The following is a 21,790-nucleotide window of genomic DNA, read 5'->3' as shown; positions in this document are numbered from 1 at the left end:
TCAAATGGATCAGTGTGGAGAGGCTCTCTCCAGCAACTTGAAGCTGGCAATGCGTCCAGCCAACTCCCGAGCCAACTGATCCAGTTCGACACTATTCTGCTGCAGGGTGACCGAGTGCTGGCGATGGGCCTCGTACACTTCGCGGATGGTCATTACGTTGTGCTGGATATCGTCCGTTACGTAGCGCTGCTGCTCGGTTGCGGTAGCTACCTGCGCTGTCATGTCACTCACCTTGCGCACCTCATTGACGATGTCGGTCAGCTCGTGACCCGCCCGCTGCGCTTCACTGACACTGAGACCCGCCTGCTCGCTGCCCGACTGCATGGCCACCACCGCCTGACGGGCCCCCGCCCGCAAACGGGAGAGCATCTGTTCGATATCATCTGCCGCCTGCTGGGTACGGGCAGCCAGTGAACGTACCTCATCGGCGACCACGGCAAAGCCGCGCCCAGACTCACCGGCACGGGCGGCCTCAATGGCAGCATTGAGGGCCAACAGATTGGTACGATCAGAGATCTGCTTGATGAGGTTGAGTGCCTCGACGGCGGACTCGGTATCCTGATGCAGGTTGTTGACCAACAGCCGGGTCTCGTCGAGGGTGCCGGCCACCTGCTCGATGGCGGCGATAGTCTGATCCACCTCCTTGTCCCCCTGCCGGGCACGTCCAATGGCCTGCTGGGTCGCCAGCGAGGTCTGGGTCGCATTGCGAGCAATTTCGGCCACCGTCGAAGCCATTTCAGTTGCGGCGGTGGCAACCAGTTCAACCTGACCAACGCCACGCACCACACCTTCATTCACTTCGGCAATCACCTCGCTGGAGTTGCTGGCACTACGGGTCAATATCTCACAGGAGCGGCGCACCTCCAGCAACAAGCCTTCCAGATGCTGCAGGAAGCGATTGAGATCCCGCGCCAATGCCCCCAGCTCGTCACCCGATTTCCAGTTGACCCTCACCGTCAGATCATTGTCATTGACGAGCCGTGAAAAGGTGCGATGCAGAGCGACGAAGCCCAGATGCACATCCCGCAGCACCTTCCAACTGATAAGAGAGGTCAACAAAAGACAGCACAGAACCACCATTGAGCCCCACCAGAAGTTGCGCTGACTCTCGCTCTCCATCTGCTCAACCCGTTCGAACAGCTGCTGATAGAGCTGATCCTCACCCTGTTTGAGCAGGTCGATCTTCTCGGTGCTCACGGCAAACCATCGCTCCGGATCGACATCAAAGCCCCCCTCGGTCATCTTGTCCAGAGCTAGCTGCTCATATTTCGCGACCTCTGCAATGACAGGGCTCTTCTCTATTTGCTCAAGCAGTCGTTGCTGCGCCGGACTTGCCGCAGCGCGAAAACGCTCCAGATAACTCTGCTGGGCAGAGAGCAGGGACATAAATTGCTGCAAGGTAGCCGGGGTGAAACTCCCTTTGGCAAAAACATTGCTGAGGGTCGCCCGCTCCATCCCCATACGCTCCTTGTTTTGCAAAAATGCGGCGTAGGCATTGGTCTGCAAGGCAATAGCGGCATCCTGGCTACGCAGGCTAATCTCATCCACCACCTTGAGCAGAGAAGCAATCAACTGGCTATAAAAAGCGACCTGACGGGGAGCCTCTATGGCCAGTTTGTCCACCTGATCGCGGATCCCCGTCAACTCGCTCAAACCCAGATCCGCCTGCTCGTGGACGCTCCCCCTCTCCAACCCCTGAAAGCGACTAATGGCTTCATCAACCTGTTGCCGTTGACGTGGCAAGGCATCGGCAAATTTACGCCCTTCAGAGCCAATAAACCCAGCCGACATGCCACGCTCCTTTTGCAGCTCGTGCACCAGCTGGGCGCTGCGTTCGACCACTGTCAGCTGCTGTAGAGCTTGCGCCATCTCATGGGTCACCCGATATCTGTCGTATGCGTAGTGGCTGGCGAAAAACAGCAGCGCCAATAACGGCAGGCAAATTGCCAGCAACATCTTGCCGGCCAATCCGAGTCTGTTCATCCCGCACTCCTGTCATTTTTATCAACGCGTTGAGTATATCCAGCCTGCTCGCTTATGCCGCTGAGGACACCTGCCATTGGCCAGAACCATGAGCTGCATCAACCATTTTCTGCAGATGGCCACGCCACCACCCATAGCCCAACCCAATGGTCAGGTCGAGACAGCCAGAGAGAAACTCGCTACAGTAGATTGGGGCGACAGGAGGTCGCTTGTTTAGGGTATCCAGCCATGAAACACCCGCTCTGCCTGCTGTACCGTCTGGGTTGCGCCCTCTTCGCGGCGATCCTGCCCATGGCGTCACTCGCGGCCAGTAACAACCTTGATGATCAGGAGGAGGACTGGGCGCAAAAACGGGCCAATGCGGTGATCTCGCTGATGACTTTCAGCGTGGTGCCGGACATCACGGCCAGCAACCTGGATATCGGCAGCAGTACTGGCCAATCTTCGGCGCTCAACATGGGACAACTGGGAGGCGGCGCAACCCTGAGCGAAGCCGTGCCCATCTATCTGGAGGGGGCGCTGGGCTACAGCCGCTACGACCCCCAGTTTGTGATAAGCAATGGTACCGAGAGTCGCACCATACCGACCAAGTGGAATAGCCTGACCGCTTCGGGCGGGATCGGCTGGGATGTCACCCTTCACAAAGATCCGCGTGGCGGCCACTGGGTGCTGCGCCCCATAGCCAACGTCTCGCTCGGTACCATGGCCAGCGACCTGCGGATCGGCAACTGGCTGCTTGATCGTACCAAGGGCTACTCGCTGGACTTTCTCGATGGGGGTCAGCTCAATATGTACGGGCTGGGTGGCTCGCTGATGCTCGATTACGAACTCTTTTCACCGGCCCAGGACATAGATGCCGAACTGCGCTACTCCTATCAGCACCTGCAGAGCTTTGGCGGCACCTCGACCAGCGTCCGTGGTCACGCCGAGGCGGAGAACCTTGGCCTCTATCTGCGCCGCCGCGCCCCGCTGTTCCACTGGACCCTGCTCGACAGGCCGGTGCGCTATGTACTGGAGGGGGCCCATACCGCATATCTGGGGGAGCAACGGGGGTTGCTTGGCTTTGACTCCCTCAACTCCATCGGCGCCGGTCTGGAGCTGGACAGCAGCAATTACGACATCATTGTCACCCGTACCCGGCTGGTTGCCCGCTACATGTTCAGCCACAACACCTGCGGTTATTCCATCGGGCTGGCCATGAGCTTCTAACCCGGGCTGCCAGAGGAGCATCCACCGAGTTGCACCATGCAGCTATCACCGCCACCATAAAAAACGCCAGCCCTGCGGCTGGCGTTCTCATTCAGGTTAAAGCGACTTATTTCAGATCGAAACGGTCGTTGTTCATCACCTTGACCCAGGCCTTGACGAAGTCGCGGACGAACTTCTCCTTGCCATCTTGCTGGGCATAGACCTCGGCGTAGGCACGCAGCACCGAGTTGGAGCCAAACACCAGATCAACCCGGGTGGCAGTCCACTTCACTGCACCGCTCTGGCGATCCACGATCTGGTAACTGTTGCGGCCAGTCGGCTGCCAGCTATAAGCCATGTCGGTCAGGTTGACGAAGAAGTCGTTGCTAAGCACCCCGACCCGGTCGGTAAAGACGCCGTGGGCCGAGCCACCGTGGTTGGTGCCAAGCACCCGCATACCGCCGACCAGCACTGTCATCTCGCGGGCGGTGAGGCCCAGCAGCTGGGCACGGTCGAGCAGCATCTCCTCCGGCTGCACCTTGTAGTGCCCCTTCTGCCAGTTGCGGAAACCATCGTGCACCGGCTCGAGGAAGGCGAACGACTCGGCATCGGTCTGGTCGGCGCTGGCATCGCCGCGGCCCGGCGCAAAGGGGACGACGATATCAACGCCGGCCAGCTTGGCCGCCTGCTCCACCGCTGCGCTACCACCCAGCACAATCAGGTCGGCGATGCTGACCGGCTTGCTCAGGGTGGCCTGCAGGGCGATCAGGGCGTTGAGCACCTTCTCGAGGCGAGCGGGCTCGTTGCCTTCCCACTCTTTCATCGGCGCGAGGCGGATGCGGGCACCGTTGGCCCCGCCGCGATAATCGGAGCCGCGGAAAGTGCGGGCACTGTCCCACGCGGTTGCAATCAGATCTGACGGCGCCACGCCGCAGGCCAGCAGTTTGGCCTTGAGCTCGCTCACCTCCTTATCGGAGAGCTGGTAATCCACCGCCGGAACCGGATCCTGCCATACCATGACTTCGCCCGGCACTTCCGGCCCCAGGTAGCGGCTGCGCGGCCCCATGTCGCGGTGAGTCAGCTTGAACCAGGCGCGGGCAAAGGCGTCGGAGAAGAGGTCTTGATCCGCAGCGAAGCGCTCGGAGATCTCCCGGTATACGGGGTCAAAGCGCAGCGCCATGTCCGCATCGGTCATGATGGGGTTGCAGCGGATGGAGGGGTCTTCCACGTCCACCGGACGATCTTCCTCCTTGATGGCGACGGGCTCCCACTGCCAGGCGCCGGCCGGGCTCTTCTTGAGCCACCAGTCGTGGCCCAACAGCATCTTGAAGTAACCGTTGTCCCAGCGAGTCGGGTTGCTGGTCCAGGCCCCTTCAAGGCCACTGGTCACAGTGTCACGGCCGATACCGCGGCTTTCGTGGTTGATCCAACCCAGTCCCTGCTCGTGCACATCGGCCCCTTCTGGTGCTGGCCCCAGTTTGGCTGCACTGCCGTTGCCGTGGGCCTTGCCGACGGTGTGGCCACCGGCAGTCAGGGCGACGGTCTCTTCGTCATTCATCCCCATGCGGGCAAAGGTGACGCGCATGTCGTGGGCGGTTTTCAGGGGATCGGGATTGCCATCCACCCCTTCCGGGTTGACGTAAATCAGCCCCATCATCACCGCAGCCAGCGGGTTCTCCAGATCCCGTTCGCCGCTGTAACGGCTCCCTTCGCTGCCGCTCGGTGCCAGCCACTCCTTCTCGGAACCCCAGTAGACATCTTTTTCCGGATGCCATATGTCCTCGCGACCACCGGCAAAGCCAAAGGTCTTGAGCCCCATGGACTCATAGGCGACGTTGCCCGCCAGGATCATCAGGTCAGCCCAGGAGATCTTGTTGCCGTACTTCTGCTTGATCGGCCACAGCAGACGGCGTGCCTTGTCGAGGTTGCCGTTGTCAGGCCAACTGTTGAGGGGGGCGAAGCGCTGGTTGCCGGTGTTGGCACCGCCGCGCCCGTCGGTAGCGCGATAGCTGCCGGCGGAGTGCCAGGCCATGCGGATCATCAGGCCGCCATAGTGACCCCAGTCTGCCGGCCACCAGGGCTGGCTGTCGGTCATCAGGGCATGCAGATCGGCCTTGAGGGCATCGTAATCGAGGCTATTGAAGGCATCGGCATAATCGAAAGTCTCATCCATCGGATTGGTCTTGCTGTCATGCTGGTGCAGGATGTCGAGGTTGAGGGCATTGGGCCACCAGACTTGATGCTCTTGGCTGGCAGAGGTATTGGCACCGTGGGCAAAGGGGCACTGACCGGCCCCGCTAGCGTGTTTGTCCATCTATCAGATCCTCATTGTGGTCATAATGACGGCGAAACCCTTCGCTTCGCAGTAGAGACTAGCCTACCCCCCACCAGTCACTTAAAAAACCGAATAAAAAAGTTCAATTCAATCTGGTTTTGCGATTGAGCTATCTCGTCACCGGGTAACAAACAGAACAATGCAGGCGCGGGCAGAGTAGTCATGGCATAGATCACACAAGCTTGTTGAACCCACTGTTAACATGTGGCCATTGCACGCCAGCCGACAGCGTTGAAATGGACTTCACATCTGTTATTGCAGCTCTGCTGGGCCAGCTCTGGTATCTGCTACCCCTGCTGCTGATTGCCACCCTGAATTCCGCTACTTTCCTAGACATTCCCAGATCCTCAAACTGAGGTCATTTAGGATGGGTTATGCGCAAGCTGTGATAATCACCTTCAGGTCTACCACGCCTTGATGACCTTCATTGTCATCACGCACAACACAGAGTAGACAGACGGATACAGTCCAGATGGTGGTCAAAGCAATGCAAGAGCCATGGTATGCTCTTTAAAGTTCTCACTGGAATCCATCGATGCTTATACCTACCCTCTTGGCCACCATACTGGCCACACAACCCGAAGCCCTATATTTTGCCCATAAAGACTGGGAGATCGCCTGCGACAATACACGTACATGCCGAGCCGCAGGTTATAGTTCCGAGTCTGGAGGTATCTCGGTGCTGCTGACACGAGAAGGCGGCCCTAAAGGCGGACTCAGTGGCAATTTGGCAGTCTCGATCATGAATGATGATCAAGAGAGACCGATTACATCACCACTGACAATGCTTATTGACGGCAACATCGTCGGAACCGCCCGTTATGATCAGAAAAGTGACTACTACCAACTGCCAGCGACAGCATTAATACCACTGGTGAACGCCATCAAAGGCAGCAGTACCGTAGAGTTTACTGCTGAGCCTTCCCATCGCTGGTCACTCTCAGGCGCCGGCGCCACAGCAGTACTGCTCAAGATGGATGAATTTCAGGGGCGGATTGGTACAGAAACCGCCTTCGTCAAACCCGGTACCAACGCCGCGTCACTGGTTCCACCCTCCCAGCCCGTACCACTTATTCGTGTTCCCCAAGTCCCGGAGAACAGTGAGAGAGCACTGACCGGCGATGAATTCAACGCCATAGGTCAATGGCTCGATGCGCAAAAGAGGGACACCTACTGCTCGTGGCAAGATTACCCATCACTTGGCGTGGTCTATCGACTCAGTAAGGAACAACTGCTGATCGAGATGCCCTGCAATATGAGCTCGTACAATCAAACTTATGCCTATCTTCTGACCAACAACCAGCTTGCTCTCAAGCTTGCCCGCTTAGTCACATCATCTGCCACCGGCTACATGCAAGGAGAGATCACATCTTCGATGAAGGCTCGCAGTCTGGGGGATTGTTGGGAAAGCGAAAGCTGGGGGTGGAATGGCGAGACATTTAAACTCACCGAGCGAAGTACTACCGGAATGTGTCGACTCATCACGCCGGGGGGAACGTGGAATATGCCTCTATGGCGAAGCGAAATCATCAAGGTTCAATAAAGTAAGAGCGCTCAAAGCGCCCTTACTTTATCAATGCATGACGACCCGCATCAGCAATCAGCGAATGGTCGCCATCTGCCGCACGCAGCGCTGCTCCCTGTCATCCACTCGCTTGGCAAACCAGGCAGTGGTGAGGTTGCGGGTGATCTTGGGGCTTTTCAGCTGAATGCCCGGCAGGATGGCGCGGGGTAGCCGCTTGCCCGCTTTCTGGTCTGCCAGCGTAAACACGCGATGATAGAGGTCGCTCTGGCCAAATTCGGCGGTATCGCCAAGTTTGAGGCTCTGGTGGATAGCCTGCTGACTCATATTGATCCGGCTGGCGATGGTATAGACCGCGAGTTCCGTCTTGCCCGGCAGTTCGGAGTCATAGCGGATCAGATCGCCATCCAGAGCCAGCGTGGTACCGCTCAAACGGCTGACAGCGGCCTGAAAGGCGGCATTGCGACTGGCATACCAGCCGGCGTTGAAGTCGGCGAAACGGTAGAGGGTATCGGGGTACTTCGCCTCATAGCCGAAGATATGTTTGGTACCAAACCAGATACCGCCGCGGCGGGTAAAGACTTCGTGGCGGATGGACTCCTTGACCGGATAGGGGTAACCGCGGGTATTGGCCTCGGCAAAGGCGATGCTCACCTGCATCGGGCCGCCGGTGTGCACCGGGTTCATGTTGCCAAACAGGGTCTTGCCCATCGGCAGCATGCTGATCATGTCCTCGAAAATTTCGCTCATCTCCCGCTCGGTGCGAAGCGCATCGATGCGCTCGGCATAGCTCTTGCCGGTCGGCGAATTGATGGAGAGCGCGGCCCGCACCATAAACTCGGGGATCAGCAGCTTGGCCGCCCGCGAGTTGATCTCCTTCCAGGCGATCTTGCCAAGGCCCGGCACCACGGGGTCGGCCTGATAGGTCGCCTCCTGTTCCGCTACCGCCAGCACGGTACAGACGTTGTGGTCATTGACTGTCACCCCCTGGGTAGTGAGTGCCGTCACCACATCGTTGGCCCACCCCTGCTTGTCAACTACATGGCGGGGCAAAAACCTCACGATGCGGCTCTTCATGTCCGCCGGCTTGCGCGGCTGCATGGCTGGCGGGGTCGCCTTTTGGGCGGGCACTGTCGCGCCCGTTGTGTCGCTCGGTGCAGGGGCAGAAGCGGGGTCGCTGGCACAGCCGGCCAGCAGCAAGGGGATCAGCAGCGCCAGCGTGCGCATGGCGGGGGAAACAGAAAAGAGAGAGAGCGTCATCGGATATCCGGTACTGAGGCTGGAGGCAAACCCGCCCGGCGGCGGGCGCACACATGATGGCTCATTGTAGAGAATTGATCCACAAGGCTAAAGTCCCATTGCCTCGCCCCTTCCTCGGACCAGACAGGGGTTGCCGCAACAGGAGCGCCCCCATATATGACCAGATAACAGGTATGACCCGACAACAGGTATGGGCTTTTATCGAGAGTTGTTTACATTTAGAATGCCGCCGCCAGGATGCTCACGGTATGGACCCTATGGATACGCTCGCCCATCTCTTTGCTTACGTGCAGCAGTGGCTGCTCACTCCGATCTGGCACTGCCTGACCGGACTGCTTGATTTCAACGGGCGGCTTGGGCTCCCCTTTCTGCTGATATCCGGCCTCATTGCCTACCTCCTCTACCGTGTGCGCCGGCACCAGCAAGGCCCGGCAGCAGGCAGTTTCGCCCGGTTTCTCGGCGGCCGGGCCATCTGGCTGCATCCCTCCGCCCTGCTCGATTACCAGTATTATCTGGTGCGCGCCCTGCTCCATGTGGCCCTGATCGTGCCGCTCCTGACTCTGCTTAACCCCTAGCTTTTGCAGGCAACGGATATTACCTCTGCGCTTACCCGTCTGTGGGGTGAGCGTCCCCGTCTGGCCGAGGCGAGCTGGCTGATGATGCTTTACGGTCTCGGGGTATTTCTGGTCAGCGATTTCGTCCACTACTGGCTGCACCGTGTCTTTCACAGCCGCTGGCTGTGGGAGTTTCACAAGGTGCACCACAGTGCCACCGTGCTGGTGCCGCCGACCGCCAGCCGTATTCATCTGGTGGAAAAGCTCTCTGAAATCCTGCTCAAGGGGTGCGCGCTCGCCCTCTACTCCGGTGCTTTCTACTGGCTGTGCGGCGGCTCCGTGCGCCCCTACACCCTGTTTGGGGTGGGCTATCTGGTGCTGATCTTCAACTCGCTGGCCGCCAATTTACGCCATAGCCATATCTGGCTATCGTTTGGCCCGCGGCTGGAGCATATCTTCAACAGCCCGGCCCAGCACCAGATCCACCACAGCCGGGATCCCCGCCACTTCAACCACAACTTCGGGATCAATCTGTCGCTGTGGGACTGGTGGTTCGGCACTCTTTACGTCACCAACCACCAGCCAGAGCCGCTTACCTTCGGGGTCGGCCCGAAAGACAATGTGCGCTACAGCCGCCTGGGCGCGCTGATCCTGCGCCCCTTTCTGGTCACGGCCCGCAAGCTGTGGCATGCCCTGCCCCGTCCACGCAGCCGCAAGCCACAGCCTGATTTACGGTAGCCACGCTCTTCCCCCCATGAATTTGGCCCCCGTAGCGCCAAACCCGTCGTTATAAAAAAGCCCCCGCCATTGCTGGCGGGGGCTTGTCATCTATGCGATGCGAGCATGGCTCGCTTGCAGAGCGTTAGCGGTTGTTCACCCGCTCGTGCAGCTCCTGCACCGAGTTGACATTGGCGGTGGCATCCACGCTGATGGCCATGCAGGTGGCAAACGCCTCATTCATGGTGGTGGTATACGCCACCTTGTTCTGCAAGGCGGCGCGACGCAGCTGCTTGGAGTCCTGGATCGCCACCCGCCCTTCGGCGGTGTTGACGATGTAGGTGTACTCGCCATTCTTGATGCGGTCGAGAATGTGCGGGCGACCTTCGTGCACCTTGTTGACCAGGCGCGGGTTGATGCTCGCCTCACCCAGCGCGACCGCGGTGCCGTGAGTGGCATCCAGCTCGTAGCCCAGCTCCAGCAGCTTGGCAGCCAAGTCAACCACCTGCGCCTTGTCACTGTGACGCACAGACAAGAGGGCACGACCCTCTTTCGGTACGGCGTGGTTGGCACCCAGCTGCGCCTTGGCATAGGCCTCGGCAAAGCTGCTGCCTACCCCCATCACTTCGCCGGTGGAGCGCATCTCCGGCCCCAGCAGCGGGTCAACCCCCGGGAACTTGGCGAACGGCAGCACCACCTCTTTCACCGAGTAGTAGGGCGGGATGATCTCTTTGGTAAAGCCCTGCTCTTTCAGGCTCTGACCGGCCATCACGCGGGCGGCAATCTTGGCCAGCGGTGCACCGGTCGCCTTGGAGACGAACGGCACGGTACGGGCGGCACGCGGGTTCACCTCGATGAGGTAGATGTCATTGCCCTTGACCGCGAACTGCACGTTCATCAGGCCGATAACGCCGAGCTCCAGCGCCAGTTTGCACACCTGCTCGCGGATCTCGTCCTGAATCTTCTTGGACAAGGTGTAAGGAGGCAGGGAGCAGCCGGAGTCACCGGAGTGGATACCGGCCTGCTCGATGTGCTCCATGATGCCGCCGATGACTACATCGGTACCGTCGCAGATGGCATCCACGTCCAGTTCGGTGGCATCGTCCAGGAAGCGGTCCAGCAGTACCGGCGATTCGTTGGAGACGCTCACCGCCTCGGCGAAGTAGCGACGCAGGTCGGTCTCGTCGTAGACGATCTCCATGGCGCGGCCACCCAGCACGTAGGAGGGGCGAACCACCAGCGGGTAGGTGATGCGCTCGGCCACCACGACCGCCTGCTCCAGCGCGGTGACGGTGCCGTTTTCCGGCTGCTTGAGACCGAGGCGCTCGACGGCAGACTGGAAGCGCTCGCGGTCTTCGGCGCGGTCGATGGCATCCGGGCTGGTACCGATAATCGGCACGCCGTTGGCTTCCAGTGCGCGGGCCAGTTTCAGTGGGGTCTGGCCACCGTACTGGACGATAACGCCCTTGGGTTTCTCGATGCGCACGATTTCCAGCACATCTTCCAGCGTCACCGGCTCGAAGTAGAGGCGATCCGAGGTGTCGTAGTCGGTGGAGACGGTCTCCGGGTTGCAGTTGACCATGATGGTCTCGTAACCGTCTTCGCGCAGGGCCAGCGCCGCGTGTACGCAGCAGTAGTCAAACTCGATGCCCTGACCGATACGGTTCGGGCCGCCACCGATGACCATGATCTTGTCGCGGTCAGTGGGGTTGGCTTCGCACTCCTCGTCATAGCTGGAGTACATGTAGGCGGTGTTGGTGGCGAACTCGGCGGCACAGGTATCGACCCGCTTGTAGACCGGGAAGATGTTGTGGCGGGCCCGCAGCTTGCGCACTTCCCCTTCGGCCACACCGAGGATCTTGGCCAGACGCGCATCGGCAAAGCCCTTGCGCTTGAGGGCGCGCAGGAAGTCGGCATCGAGACCGGCCATGCCGCGCTCTTTCACCTCTTCTTCCAGCTTCACCAGCTCTTCAATCTGCACCAGGAACCAGGGGTCAATCTTGGTCAGCTTGAAGATGCCGTCCATGGAGAGGCCTGCGCGGAACGCATCGGCGATGTAGAAGATACGGTCACTACCGGCGTCCTGCAGCTCGTGACGGATGCGGGTCAGGGAGTCCGGGGCATTGAGGTCAACCATGGGGTCGAAGCCGGTTTTGCCGGTCTCGAGGCTGCGCAGGGCCTTGTGCAGGGACTCCTGGAAGTTGCGGCCGATGGCCATCACTTCGCCGACCGACTTCATCTGGGTGGTCAGACGGTCGTTGGCACCGGCGAACTTCTCGAAGTTGAAGCGCGGCACTTTGGTAACCACGTAGTCGATGGCCGGCTCGAAGGAGGCCGGAGTACGGCCGCCGGTGATGTCGTTCATCAACTCGTCCAGGGTGTAACCGATGGCGAGTTTGGCTGCGATCTTGGCGATGGGGAAACCGGTCGCCTTGGAGGCCAGCGCAGAGGAGCGCGACACCCGCGGGTTCATCTCGATGATGACCATGCGGCCATCTTTCGGGTTGATACCGAACTGGACGTTGGAGCCGCCGGTCTCGACGCCGATTTCGCGCAGCACCGCCATGGAGGCGTTGCGCATCAGCTGGTACTCCTTGTCGGTCAGCGTCTGGGCTGGCGCGACCGTGATGGAGTCACCGGTGTGGATACCCATGGGGTCGAAGTTTTCGATGGCGCAGACGATGATGCAGTTGTCGTTGCGATCCCGCACCACCTCCATCTCGTACTCTTTCCAGCCAATCAGCGACTCGTCGATGAGCAGCTCTTTGGTCGGCGACAAGTCCAGACCGCGCTCGCAGATCTCGACGAACTCTTCGGTGTTGTAGGCGATGCCGCCACCTGAGCCGCCCATGGTGAAGGAGGGACGGATGATGCAAGGGAAGCCGACCATCTGCTGCACGCCCCACGCCTCTTCCATGTTGTGGGCGATGCCGGCACGCGGGCACTCGAGGCCAATGCTGCGCATCGCCTTGTCAAAACGGGAGCGGTCTTCGGCCTTGTCGATGGCGTCGGCGGTGGCACCGATCATCTCGACACCGAACTCGGCCAGCACGCCATGCTTCTCCAGCGCCAGTGCGCAGTTAAGCGCAGTCTGGCCGCCCATGGTGGGCAGGATGGCGTCCGGGCGCTCTTTCTTGATGATTTCGCGCACCACTTCCCAGGTGATGGGCTCGATGTAGGTGGCGTCCGCCATCTCCGGGTCGGTCATGATGGTGGCCGGGTTGGAGTTGACCAGAATGACGCGGTAACCCTCCTCGCGCAGGGCTTTGCACGCCTGGGCGCCGGAGTAGTCAAATTCGCAGGCCTGGCCGATGACGATGGGGCCGGCGCCGAGGATCAGGATGCTCTGAAGGTCGTTACGTTTTGGCATGAAACTCTTTCCTCTTTTCCTTAGGCGCGATACTGCTTAATCAATTCAATAAAGTGGTCAAAGAGACCGGCACAATCGTGCGGGCCTGGGCTCGCCTCGGGGTGACCCTGGAAGCTGAAGGCCGGTCGGTCGGTGCGATGGATGCCCTGCAGTGACCCATCGAACAGGGAGACGTGGGTGGCGCGCAGGCAATCCGGCAGGGTGTTTTCGTCCACTGCAAAGCCGTGGTTCTGAGCGGTGATCATCACGGTGTTGTCGTCGAGGCTCTTGACCGGGTGGTTGGCACCGTGGTGGCCGAACTTCATCTTGACGGTCTTGGCGCCGGAGGCCAGACCCAGCAGCTGGTGACCCAGACAGATGCCGAACACCGGCGTGTTGGTATTAAGGAAAGCCTTGATGGCGTCGATGGCGTAGTCGCACGGCTCGGGGTCGCCGGGGCCGTTGGAGAGGAAGATGCCATCCGGGTTCATCGCCAGTACCTCGGCGGCCGGGGTCTTGGCCGGTACCACGGTCAGGCGGCAGCCACGGTCAACCAGCATCCGCAGGATGTTGCGCTTGACGCCAAAGTCATAGGCCACAACGTGATATTTCAGCTGGTCAGCATCCGGGGTGACATGCCCCTTGCCAAGCTGCCAGCTGCCTTCGGTCCAGTTGTACGCCTCACCAACCGTCACCTCTTTGGCCAGATCCATTCCCTTCAAACCTGGGAAGGCGCGGGCCTGTTCGAGGGCATAGGCTTCATCGACTTGCTTGCCGGCCAGAATGCAGCCAGCCTGAGCGCCTTTCTCGCGCAGGATGCGGGTCAGTTTACGGGTGTCGATGTCGGCGATGCCAACGATGTTGTGAGACTTAAGGTATTCGGAGAGGGATTGCTGATTGCGGAAATTGGAGGCAAGTATCGGAAGGTCCCGGATGATCAATCCCTGAGCATGGATCTGACTGGACTCTTCATCTTCGCTGTTGGTGCCGGTGTTGCCTATATGGGGGTAAGTGAGGGTGACTATCTGACGGGAATAAGAGGGATCGGTGAGGATTTCCTGATAGCCCGTCATCGACGTATTGAAAACCACTTCACCAACGGAACATCCCTCGGCGCCTATCGACACGCCTTTGAATACAGTTCCATCTTCCAGCACTAGCAATGCAGTGTGATTCAAGACAACCTCCAGTTATTTAGCTTTAAATTCAGCAATTTACCTGGGTGTTGCGGGCTCGGTTCCGGTCTTGGACAGGACTCGAACCCGGCAGATTTCTGGCAAATTGGGCGCATTCTACTTAAAAAAAGTGGCATTTCAACGTCTTTTCTCAGATGAAATGCATCTAAATTCAATAAAAAAGCAACATTACCCATTATCTATGCACTCAACCGCTTTGCAACCCCCTCCCATGAAAGAAAATGAAAAACCACCACCAAAAGATGCCACCAAGCCAGCAATAGCGACAAAAACAAACAAAAAAACTAATTAAAACAATGGCATTTATTTTTACACGAAAAACATTAATCACAAATTTAACGCTTTTATGATGACAAGAGTGAACATGAAAAATGGAAAACGTTTTTCTTCGTTTGAATTTTTAGTCTTTTCTTGTTGGTGTAAAAAAATGGCTTAATCAGCCATAAAGATGCTCAAATCTGTTACCTGGTGATGACATTCAGGAAGGGAAAATCTGGTGGATAACGCAATAGTGTGATTTATAAGGCATTCAGATAAAAAATTGCCGATAGCGCGTCTTTTTACACAAACTCTGGCTGACTGACAGCAAAAACCCCGGCAAGCCGGGGTTTTTCACTGGGGTAGCAGTAGTACGAAAGTGCCGCTCAGAGGCATCACTTGAGATTGAGCACATCCTGCATGTCATAAAGACCGGCCCCCTGCTGACCAAGCCACTTGCCCGCCCGCACAGCACCGTTGGCGAAGGTCAGGCGGCTGGAGGCCTTGTGGCTGATCTCCACCCGCTCGCCGATATCGGCAAACATGACGGTATGCTCCCCCACCAGATCGCCGGCACGAATGGTGGCAAAGCCGATAGTGTTGCGATCCCGCTCGCCAGTGATCCCCTCGCGGCCATAGACGGCGCACTCTTTCAGATCCCGGCCCAGCGTTTTGGCGACCACTTCCCCCATGGAGAGTGCGGTACCGGACGGCGCATCCACCTTGTGGCGATGGTGCCCTTCGATGATCTCGATGTCGGTGTAGTCGCCCATCACCTTGGCGGCCTGCTCCAGCAGCTTGAACACCAGATTGACCCCGACCGAGTAGTTGGAGGCGAACACGATGCCGATCTGCTTGCCAGCCTCTTTCAGAGCAGCCTTGCCTGCATCGTCAAAACCGGTGGTGCCGATCACCATCTGCTTGTGGTGGGCCAGCGCAAAGGCCAGATTGGCAAGGGTCACCTCGGGGCGGGTGAAGTCGATGATGAGATCAAACTCATCGCGCACCTTGTCCAGACTATCGCTGATGGCCACACCCAGATGGCCCAGCCCATTGAGCTCACCGGCATCGAGGCCGATCACCGCCGAGCCCGGCCGCTCCAGCGCAGCACCAACCACCACGCCATCGGTGTTGGTGATGGCCTCCAGCAGCACCTTGCCCATACGACCATTACAGCCCATCACGGCCACACGGATCGGATTGTCCATCTCCACCCTCTCATCTCTTTTAATTATGGAAAGAGACCGTTTTACCAGCCCGCGCCGGGTTTGAAAAGCCATGATGCCACCACTCCTTGCTGCACTCGCCAACGGCAGCGCACACTGGCTGGCCAAGAACTTCCTTTTGGTCACAGGCCGTTTTTCATCGTCTCACTCCATCATTTGGCAGACCGGGTGCCATCTGATAGGTTCGAACGAGTGAAATGCCAGCATAAGCAAAATCAGGGCCACGCCCGTGTCGATATCAAATGAGGTGCAAGGATGAGCGCAGGATTGCTGTTTGCTGTGGGGTTGATATCACTGACCCTGGTCATGCTGGCCGCGGTTCTGCTGTTTGGCGGGCCGAGTCCGGCACCGGCGATGGCCAGCATCAACGACCCTTTCAAGGGGAGTGACTGGAGCAACATGCCACCCCTCTCAAGATACCCGGCGCGTGACGGCACGCAGTTGGCCTATCGGCACTATGGCGCAGAGGAGAATACGAAGAACAACAAGGTCAAGGGCAGCGTGGTACTGGTTCATGGCTCTTCTGCCAGCAGCCAGAGCATGCACAAGATGGCGAGCGCCTTTTCGCAAGCGGGATACGACGCCTACGCCCTCGATATTCGCGGCCATGGCGCATCGGGCAACAAAGGCACCATTGCCTACATCGGTCAGCTTGAGGACGATCTGGAAGATTTCATCAAGTCGGTAGCCCCCGACAAGCCTGCAACACTCGTCGGTTTCTCGTCAGGGGGTGGCTTTGTGCTGCGCGTTGCTGGCAGCACGCGACAAACCCTGTTCGAGAGCTATCTGCTGCTCTCCCCCTATCTCGGCCCCACCGCCGCCAACTACCGGCCCAACAGCGGTGGCTGGGTGCGTGTCGGCTTGCCTCGCCTCATCGCCCTGAGCATCCTCAACGGTTTCCATATTTCCGCACTCAACCATCTGACCGTGCTGAATTTTGCCCTTAATGATGAGGCGAAATCCCTGCTGACCCCATCCTACTCCTTCAACCTTGCTTCGAACTTTCAGCCGGAGCGTGACTACCAGCAAAACATACGCAATGTGCAACGCCCCTGCGCCGTGATCGCTGGCACAAATGACGAAGCCTTCCAAACTGATCAACTTGAACCTGAGTTAAGACGCCTCGGCATCCCCTGGCCTGTCACCCTGCTGCCGGGTATTGGCCACATTCCGCTGACGCTGGAACAGGATGCCATTGCGACAGCCGTTCAGGCGGTAGAGAAACTGACACAGTAACCACACAGCCCAGGTCTTGTGTCCAAGCGTTCTGGAAATATCCGCACCATGCTCACGTAGAGATAGAGAGAGGTGCGGCTGACGTTTGGCAGCGGGAGAAATCCCCAAGATGGCATGCAGAGATCTTATCGTTTCCCTCTTTCCTTATTAAAGGCACGCGATACCCCCAGATACCCGCGGACTGTGTCAGAACAGTAATGAACAATAAACAGCGCTAACTTCTTTTTCCGAATATTCTTTGGATATCTCAATAACACCAGAATCATCAAACAAAAACACCTATCCATCTGGACGTCTATCTTGACCAAGCGAGGTTGACTCACTACTGTGGGCACCCCAATGCGGCAGGATGCCCGCCCTGTTTTCCCCCTATCCCTATCCGATACAGGTACAAAGCAGTTTATGACAGGAGGTCATTGTTCAATTTCAGAGGAACACATGATCCAGACTCAACCCAGTGCCAGGGCCTTGTTGCCACTTCTGGTTTTTCTCGCACTCTTTATCGGTACCGGTACCTGGCTGACCCTGCAGGGGGTCGAATTCGCCTTCTATCAGCTGCCTGCTCCGGTTGCGGCCCTGCCTGCGGTGATGCTGGCCCTGCTGCTTGGCAAAGAGAGCTTCAACAGCAATCTGGAGACCTTCTTCAAGGGAGTCGGCCACAGCAATATCATGGCGATGTGCCTTATCTATCTGCTGGCGGGCGCCTTTGCCAGCGTGGCCAAGGCCACCGGCGGGGTTGATGCTACTGTGGCGCTGGGCCTCTCCCTCATCCCTGGCTGGGCGCTGTTGCCCGGGCTGTTCCTCATCTCTGCCTTTATTGCTACCGCCATGGGCACCTCCATGGGCACCATAGGTGCCGTGGCGCCGGTCGCGCTGGGCGTGGCACAGGCGGCCGGTATTGATCCGGTGCTGATGGCGGGAACCATTCTCTCCGGCGCCATGTTTGGCGATAACCTCTCCATCATCTCCGACACCACCATCGCGGCCACCCGCAGCCAGGGGTGCGAGATGAAGGACAAGTTCCGCGAGAACTTCAAGATTGCGGCCCCAGCTGCCATCGCGGTGATCCTGCTCTATCTGACCCTGGGCTCAGTGGGTGAATCCCCTGCCAACGGCAGCGCCATCGAGCTGTTCAAGGTGATGCCTTATCTGCTGATCCTGGGGCTGGCGCTCGCCGGGGTGAATGTGTTTGTGGTGCTGGGGATCGGTATTCTGGCCGCCGGAGCAGTGGGCATGATCAACGGCTACGCCATCGGTCAGTTCAGCAAGGATATCTATCAGGGCTTTACCGGCATGCAGGAGATCTTCCTGCTCTCCATGCTGATCGGCGGTCTCGGCGCCCTGATGGAACGTCAGGGTGGACTGGCATGGATCAGCGAGCGCATCAGCGCCCTGATTGCCCGTTTCACTCGCGAGCACAATGGTGAACAGAACGAGAAAGCCGCCGAGCTCGGCATCGCCGGGGTGGTGAGCCTCACCAACCTCTGCACCGCCAACAACACGGTGGCTATTATCGTCGCCAGCAAGGTAGCCCGGGATCTGGCCGAACACCACGGTGTCACCCCGCGCCGCGCCGCCTCCATGCTCGATATTTTCTCCTGCGTGGTACAGGGTCTGATCCCCTGGGGCGCACAGGCGCTGCTGCTGGGCTCCATCTTCGCCCTGTCACCGCTGGCGGTAGTGAGCATGAGTTTCTACCCGATGGCGCTCGCGGTGGCGGCACTGATTGCCGTGTTCGTGAAGCACCAGATGCGCGGCAAAGCTGACAAGTAACAGACCAGACGCTGGCGCGCCGACATGCCATCAACAGGGGCCACACCCTGGCCCTTGTTGACTCACTATCGGATCCGCCAGCATTTATCCCACCGTTCCGGGCATCAGCCGTCCGGGACGGGGTTTCCCTGCCCCCCTTAACGTCAAGAGTGAATGTGCTAAGGTAGAGCGCGTTCAAGCCATCGATGCGCAGCTATACCAGAGGTTCCCCATGCATGAGTCCCAACCCGAACGTCAATCCCTGCGCCAACTGGTTCGTCAACGCCGCAAAAATCTGAGTCCGGCCGAGCAGCAGGCGGCGGCCCAACAGCTGCTGGCCCAGTTCAAGCAACACCCCGAGATCCTCGCCGCCAAACGCATTGCCCTCTATCTGGCCAATGACGGGGAGATCAATCCCTTGCCCACCATCCATTGGCTGTGGGCCCAGCACAAAGAGGTCTACCTGCCGGTGCTCCACCCCTTTACTCCGGGTCACCTGCTCTTTTTGCGCTATACCGCTACCAGTCCCATGGTGCGCAACCGCTACGGCATCGAAGAGCCGGAGCTGGATATCCTGCAGGTGGTGCCCCACAGCACGCTCGATCTTATCTGCACCCCGCTGGTCGCCTTCGATGCCCAGGGTAATCGCCTTGGCATGGGGGGCGGCTACTACGATCGCACTCTCGCCATCTGGCATGAGCACAAACTGGGCCCCAAGCCACTCGGCATTGCCCACGACTGCCAGCAGGTGGATGCGGTCCCGCAAGAGGAGTGGGATGTGCCGCTGCCCCAGATCATCACCCCGAGCCACTGCTGGCGCTTTGAATAGGCTGTTTTTGGCAGGCAGCCCCTGCTTTGTGCGCGCAAACGCAGAATAAACAGGCAAACGATTTACAAAGTCCCTCTTTTTGCCCCGGAACGTGAGCAACAAGGTCGCGACGGGGTACCGGGTTGGATATAATGCGCCCGCTTTTTTCTTAAGGAACGATCATGACTCAAGATGAAATGAAGAAGGCGGCCGGTTGGGCTGCGCTCAAGTATGTGGTTCCCGGCACCATCGTCGGGGTGGGCACCGGCTCTACCGTCAACCACTTTATCGACGCGCTGGCGACCATGAAGGACGAGATCAAGGGGGCAGTATCCAGCTCCGTGGCCTCTACCGAACGCCTCAAGGGCTTCGGCATCACCGTGTATGATCTCAACGAGATCGACGCCCTCTCCGTCTACGTGGATGGCGCCGACGAGATCAACGCAACCCGCGACATGATCAAGGGCGGCGGCGCAGCCCTGACCCGCGAGAAGATCGTTGCCGCCGTCGCTGACAAGTTCATCTGCATCATCGACAACACCAAGACCGTCGACGTGCTGGGCAAGTTCCCGCTGCCGGTGGAAGTGATCCCGATGGCTCGCGAATACGTGGCCCGCGAAATTCGCAAACTGGGTGGCAACCCGGTGTGGCGTGAAGGGGTGGTCACCGACAACGGCAACCACATTCTGGATGTAAAAGGCATGGCCATTACCGATGCCAAGGCGTTGGAAGTACGACTGAACGCCATTGTTGGTGTGGTCACCAACGGCCTGTTCGCCGCCCGCGGCGCCGATGTGGTCCTGATCGGTACGCCGGACGGCGTGATTACCCAGTAATCCCGACACCGGTAGCACAGTGCAGCGGCATCCTCCCTCGCCCGCCAGCGCCACTCTGCCAGCCCTGACGCAACAGCGGCGTTGATTGAGCCCCGGGATGGGATATGACCCAAACATTGCACTGTGAATAAATGACGGCGCCTGATGGCGCCGTTTTTATTTATCCCTCAACAAGTTGCATACGGATGTTTACAACATTCGTTGATAACTTCAAAGAATTTGACTTTCGTCACAAATATTCCCTCTCCCAAACGTTTTTGCTACTTTACGGTTTTCTTCGCACACCAAATCTGCACTTACGTTTGCACATACAGAGGGATCGTCATGACTGCCAAGTTTTCGTTGGACAAGGATAAAATCAAGGTTCTGCTGCTTGAGGGGGTTCACCCCAACACCGTAGAGACCTTTCGTGCCGCAGGTTACACCAGTGTGGAGTATCTCAAGACCTCGCTCTCCGAAGAGGAGCTGATCGAGCAGATCCGCGACGTCCATTTCATCGGGCTGCGCTCCCGCACCCAGATCACCGAGAAAGTCCTCGACGCCGCCAACAAGCTGGTCGCCATCGGCTGCTTCTGCATCGGTACCAACCAGGTCGAGCTGGAAGCGGCCCAGATCCGCGGTATTCCGGTCTTCAACGCCCCCTTCTCCAACACCCGTTCGGTCGCTGAACTGGTGCTGGGCGAGATCCTGCTGCTGCTGCGCGGCATCCCCGAGAAGAACGCCAAGTGCCATCGCGGCGTGTGGGAAAAACTGGCCAATCGCTCGGTGGAAGCCCGCGGCAAGAAGCTCGGCATCATCGGCTACGGCCACATCGGTACCCAGCTTGGCATCATCGCCGAAAGCATCGGCATGAAGGTTTATTACTACGATATCGAGAACAAGCTCTCGCTGGGCAACGCCATCCAGGTGCCGAGCATGGTCGAGCTGCTCAATATGTCTGACGTCATCAGCCTGCACGTACCGGAGACCGCCTCCACCAAGAACATGATCGGTGCCGAGCAGCTGCGGATGATGAAACCGGGCGCCATCTTCATCAACGCAGCCCGCGGTACTGTGGTGGATATCGATGCGCTGGCTGACGTCATCAAGAGCGGCCATATTGCCGGCGCAGCCATCGACGTCTTCCCGGTCGAGCCCAAGTCCAATGACGAGGAGTTCCAAAGCCCGCTGCGTGGGCTGGAGAACGTGATTCTGACCCCGCACATCGGTGGCACCACCCATGAAGCGCAGGAGAACATCGGGCTGGAAGTGGCCAACAAGCTGGTCAAATACTCAGACAATGGCTCCACCCTCTCCGCCGTCAACTTCCCGGAAGTGTCGCTGCCGGGCCACAAGGGCTCCAGCCGCCTGCTGCACATTCACCGCAACCAGCCGGGCGTGATGAACCAGATCAACCAGATCTTCGCCGAAGAAGGGATCAACATCGCCGGTCAATACCTGCAGACCAGCAGCCATATCGGTTACGTGGTGATCGACGTGGAGACCGAGCACAGCGAGAAGGCGCTCGCCAAGCTCAAGGAGATCAACGGCACCATCCGTGCCCGCATCCTCCACTGATAGACCCTTATCT

13 protein-coding genes and 1 pseudogene are annotated in these 21,790 nt (G+C 58.8%); 8 read left to right on the top strand and 6 right to left on the bottom strand.

Going from position 1 to position 21,790, the window contains the following annotated elements:
* Window positions 1-9: 9 nt before the first annotated feature.
* On the bottom strand, window positions 10-1,983 hold the full coding sequence (locus I6L35_RS13570; RefSeq protein ID WP_216978451.1) for a methyl-accepting chemotaxis protein: 1,974 nt from the start codon (window positions 1,981-1,983) through the stop codon (window positions 10-12).
* Between the two features lie 291 nt (window positions 1,984-2,274).
* On the opposite strand from I6L35_RS13570, the gene I6L35_RS13565 reads away from it, so the two are divergent.
* Window positions 2,275-3,192: an autotransporter domain-containing protein gene (locus I6L35_RS13565; protein ID WP_254204573.1), complete on the top strand. Its 918-nt coding sequence runs from the start codon at window positions 2,275-2,277 to the stop codon at window positions 3,190-3,192.
* Between the two features lie 106 nt (window positions 3,193-3,298).
* Here I6L35_RS13565 and katG read toward each other — a convergent pair whose 3' ends face one another.
* Complete coding sequence (gene katG / locus I6L35_RS13560) at window positions 3,299-5,485, bottom strand: catalase/peroxidase HPI (RefSeq protein ID WP_216978449.1); 2,187 nt, start codon at window positions 5,483-5,485, stop codon at window positions 3,299-3,301.
* A gap of 556 nt (window positions 5,486-6,041) precedes the next feature.
* On the opposite strand from katG, the gene I6L35_RS13555 reads away from it, so the two are divergent.
* On the top strand, window positions 6,042-7,049 hold the full coding sequence (locus I6L35_RS13555; RefSeq protein WP_216978448.1) for a DUF1176 domain-containing protein: 1,008 nt from the start codon (window positions 6,042-6,044) through the stop codon (window positions 7,047-7,049).
* 57 nt (window positions 7,050-7,106) lie between these two features.
* Here I6L35_RS13555 and I6L35_RS13550 read toward each other — a convergent pair whose 3' ends face one another.
* Window positions 7,107-8,288: a DUF1615 domain-containing protein gene (locus tag I6L35_RS13550; protein ID WP_254204447.1), complete on the bottom strand. Its 1,182-nt coding sequence runs from the start codon at window positions 8,286-8,288 to the stop codon at window positions 7,107-7,109.
* Between the two features lie 257 nt (window positions 8,289-8,545).
* Between I6L35_RS13550 and I6L35_RS13545 the strand changes: the two are divergent.
* A pseudogene (locus tag I6L35_RS13545) lies at window positions 8,546-9,580 on the top strand (sterol desaturase family protein).
* A 124-nt stretch (window positions 9,581-9,704) separates the two neighbouring features.
* On the opposite strand, the gene carB reads toward I6L35_RS13545, so the two are convergent.
* The 3 genes from carB to dapB all read right to left on the bottom strand — a co-directional run bounded on the left by carB (window position 9,705) and on the right by dapB (window position 15,570).
* Complete coding sequence (carB, locus tag I6L35_RS13540) at window positions 9,705-12,929, bottom strand: carbamoyl-phosphate synthase large subunit (protein ID WP_216978447.1); 3,225 nt, start codon at window positions 12,927-12,929, stop codon at window positions 9,705-9,707.
* 20 nt (window positions 12,930-12,949) lie between these two features.
* A complete protein-coding gene (gene carA, locus I6L35_RS13535; RefSeq protein WP_216978446.1) occupies window positions 12,950-14,086 on the bottom strand; it encodes a glutamine-hydrolyzing carbamoyl-phosphate synthase small subunit in 1,137 nt (378 codons plus the stop codon).
* 671 nt (window positions 14,087-14,757) lie between these two features.
* Complete coding sequence (gene dapB / locus I6L35_RS13530; protein WP_005347132.1) at window positions 14,758-15,570, bottom strand: 4-hydroxy-tetrahydrodipicolinate reductase; 813 nt, start codon at window positions 15,568-15,570, stop codon at window positions 14,758-14,760.
* Window positions 15,571-15,843: 273 nt separating this feature from the next.
* On the opposite strand from dapB, the gene I6L35_RS13525 reads away from it, so the two are divergent.
* The 5 genes from I6L35_RS13525 (at window position 15,844) to serA (ending at window position 21,777) form a co-directional block, all read left to right on the top strand.
* On the top strand, window positions 15,844-16,824 hold the full coding sequence (locus I6L35_RS13525; RefSeq protein WP_216978445.1) for an alpha/beta hydrolase: 981 nt from the start codon (window positions 15,844-15,846) through the stop codon (window positions 16,822-16,824).
* A 438-nt stretch (window positions 16,825-17,262) separates the two neighbouring features.
* The gene (locus I6L35_RS13520; protein ID WP_129503682.1) at window positions 17,263-18,597 is read left to right on the top strand and encodes a Na+/H+ antiporter NhaC family protein; all 1,335 of its coding nucleotides are present in this window, start codon (window positions 17,263-17,265) and stop codon (window positions 18,595-18,597) included.
* 211 nt (window positions 18,598-18,808) lie between these two features.
* On the top strand, window positions 18,809-19,405 hold the full coding sequence (locus tag I6L35_RS13515; protein WP_005337635.1) for a 5-formyltetrahydrofolate cyclo-ligase: 597 nt from the start codon (window positions 18,809-18,811) through the stop codon (window positions 19,403-19,405).
* Between the two features lie 161 nt (window positions 19,406-19,566).
* The gene (rpiA, locus tag I6L35_RS13510; RefSeq protein WP_042083875.1) at window positions 19,567-20,220 is read left to right on the top strand and encodes a ribose-5-phosphate isomerase RpiA; all 654 of its coding nucleotides are present in this window, start codon (window positions 19,567-19,569) and stop codon (window positions 20,218-20,220) included.
* Between the two features lie 324 nt (window positions 20,221-20,544).
* Entirely contained in the window at window positions 20,545-21,777 is a 1,233-nt protein-coding gene (gene serA / locus I6L35_RS13505) for a phosphoglycerate dehydrogenase (RefSeq protein ID WP_005337639.1), read from the top strand.
* Window positions 21,778-21,790 lie beyond the last annotated feature (13 nt).

It is taken from the genome of Aeromonas sp. FDAARGOS 1405 (assembly GCF_019048265.1).
Lineage (GTDB): Bacteria > Pseudomonadota > Gammaproteobacteria > Enterobacterales > Aeromonadaceae > Aeromonas > Aeromonas veronii_A.
The sequence above is the reverse complement of the archived record's forward strand: the minus strand, read 5'-3'. Positions and strand labels throughout refer to the sequence as shown.

What these genes read in the sequence shown, in the direction of transcription:
- I6L35_RS13570 (WP_216978451.1), bottom strand. Translation starts at nt 1,983, where the DNA reads ATGAACAGACTCGGATTGGCCGGCAAGATGTTGCTGGCAATTTGCCTG.
- I6L35_RS13565 (WP_254204573.1), top strand. Translation starts at nt 2,275, where the DNA reads ATGGCGTCACTCGCGGCCAGTAACAACCTTGATGATCAGGAGGAGGAC.
- katG (WP_216978449.1), bottom strand. Translation starts at nt 5,485, where the DNA reads ATGGACAAACACGCTAGCGGGGCCGGTCAGTGCCCCTTTGCCCACGGT.
- I6L35_RS13555 (WP_216978448.1), top strand. Translation starts at nt 6,042, where the DNA reads ATGCTTATACCTACCCTCTTGGCCACCATACTGGCCACACAACCCGAA.
- I6L35_RS13550 (WP_254204447.1), bottom strand. Translation starts at nt 8,288, where the DNA reads ATGACGCTCTCTCTCTTTTCTGTTTCCCCCGCCATGCGCACGCTGGCG.
- carB (WP_216978447.1), bottom strand. Translation starts at nt 12,929, where the DNA reads ATGCCAAAACGTAACGACCTTCAGAGCATCCTGATCCTCGGCGCCGGC.
- dapB (WP_005347132.1), bottom strand. Translation starts at nt 15,570, where the DNA reads ATGGACAATCCGATCCGTGTGGCCGTGATGGGCTGTAATGGTCGTATG.
- I6L35_RS13525 (WP_216978445.1), top strand. Translation starts at nt 15,844, where the DNA reads ATGAGCGCAGGATTGCTGTTTGCTGTGGGGTTGATATCACTGACCCTG.
- I6L35_RS13520 (WP_129503682.1), top strand. Translation starts at nt 17,263, where the DNA reads ATGATCCAGACTCAACCCAGTGCCAGGGCCTTGTTGCCACTTCTGGTT.
- I6L35_RS13515 (WP_005337635.1), top strand. Translation starts at nt 18,809, where the DNA reads ATGCATGAGTCCCAACCCGAACGTCAATCCCTGCGCCAACTGGTTCGT.
- rpiA (WP_042083875.1), top strand. Translation starts at nt 19,567, where the DNA reads ATGACTCAAGATGAAATGAAGAAGGCGGCCGGTTGGGCTGCGCTCAAG.
- serA (WP_005337639.1), top strand. Translation starts at nt 20,545, where the DNA reads ATGACTGCCAAGTTTTCGTTGGACAAGGATAAAATCAAGGTTCTGCTG.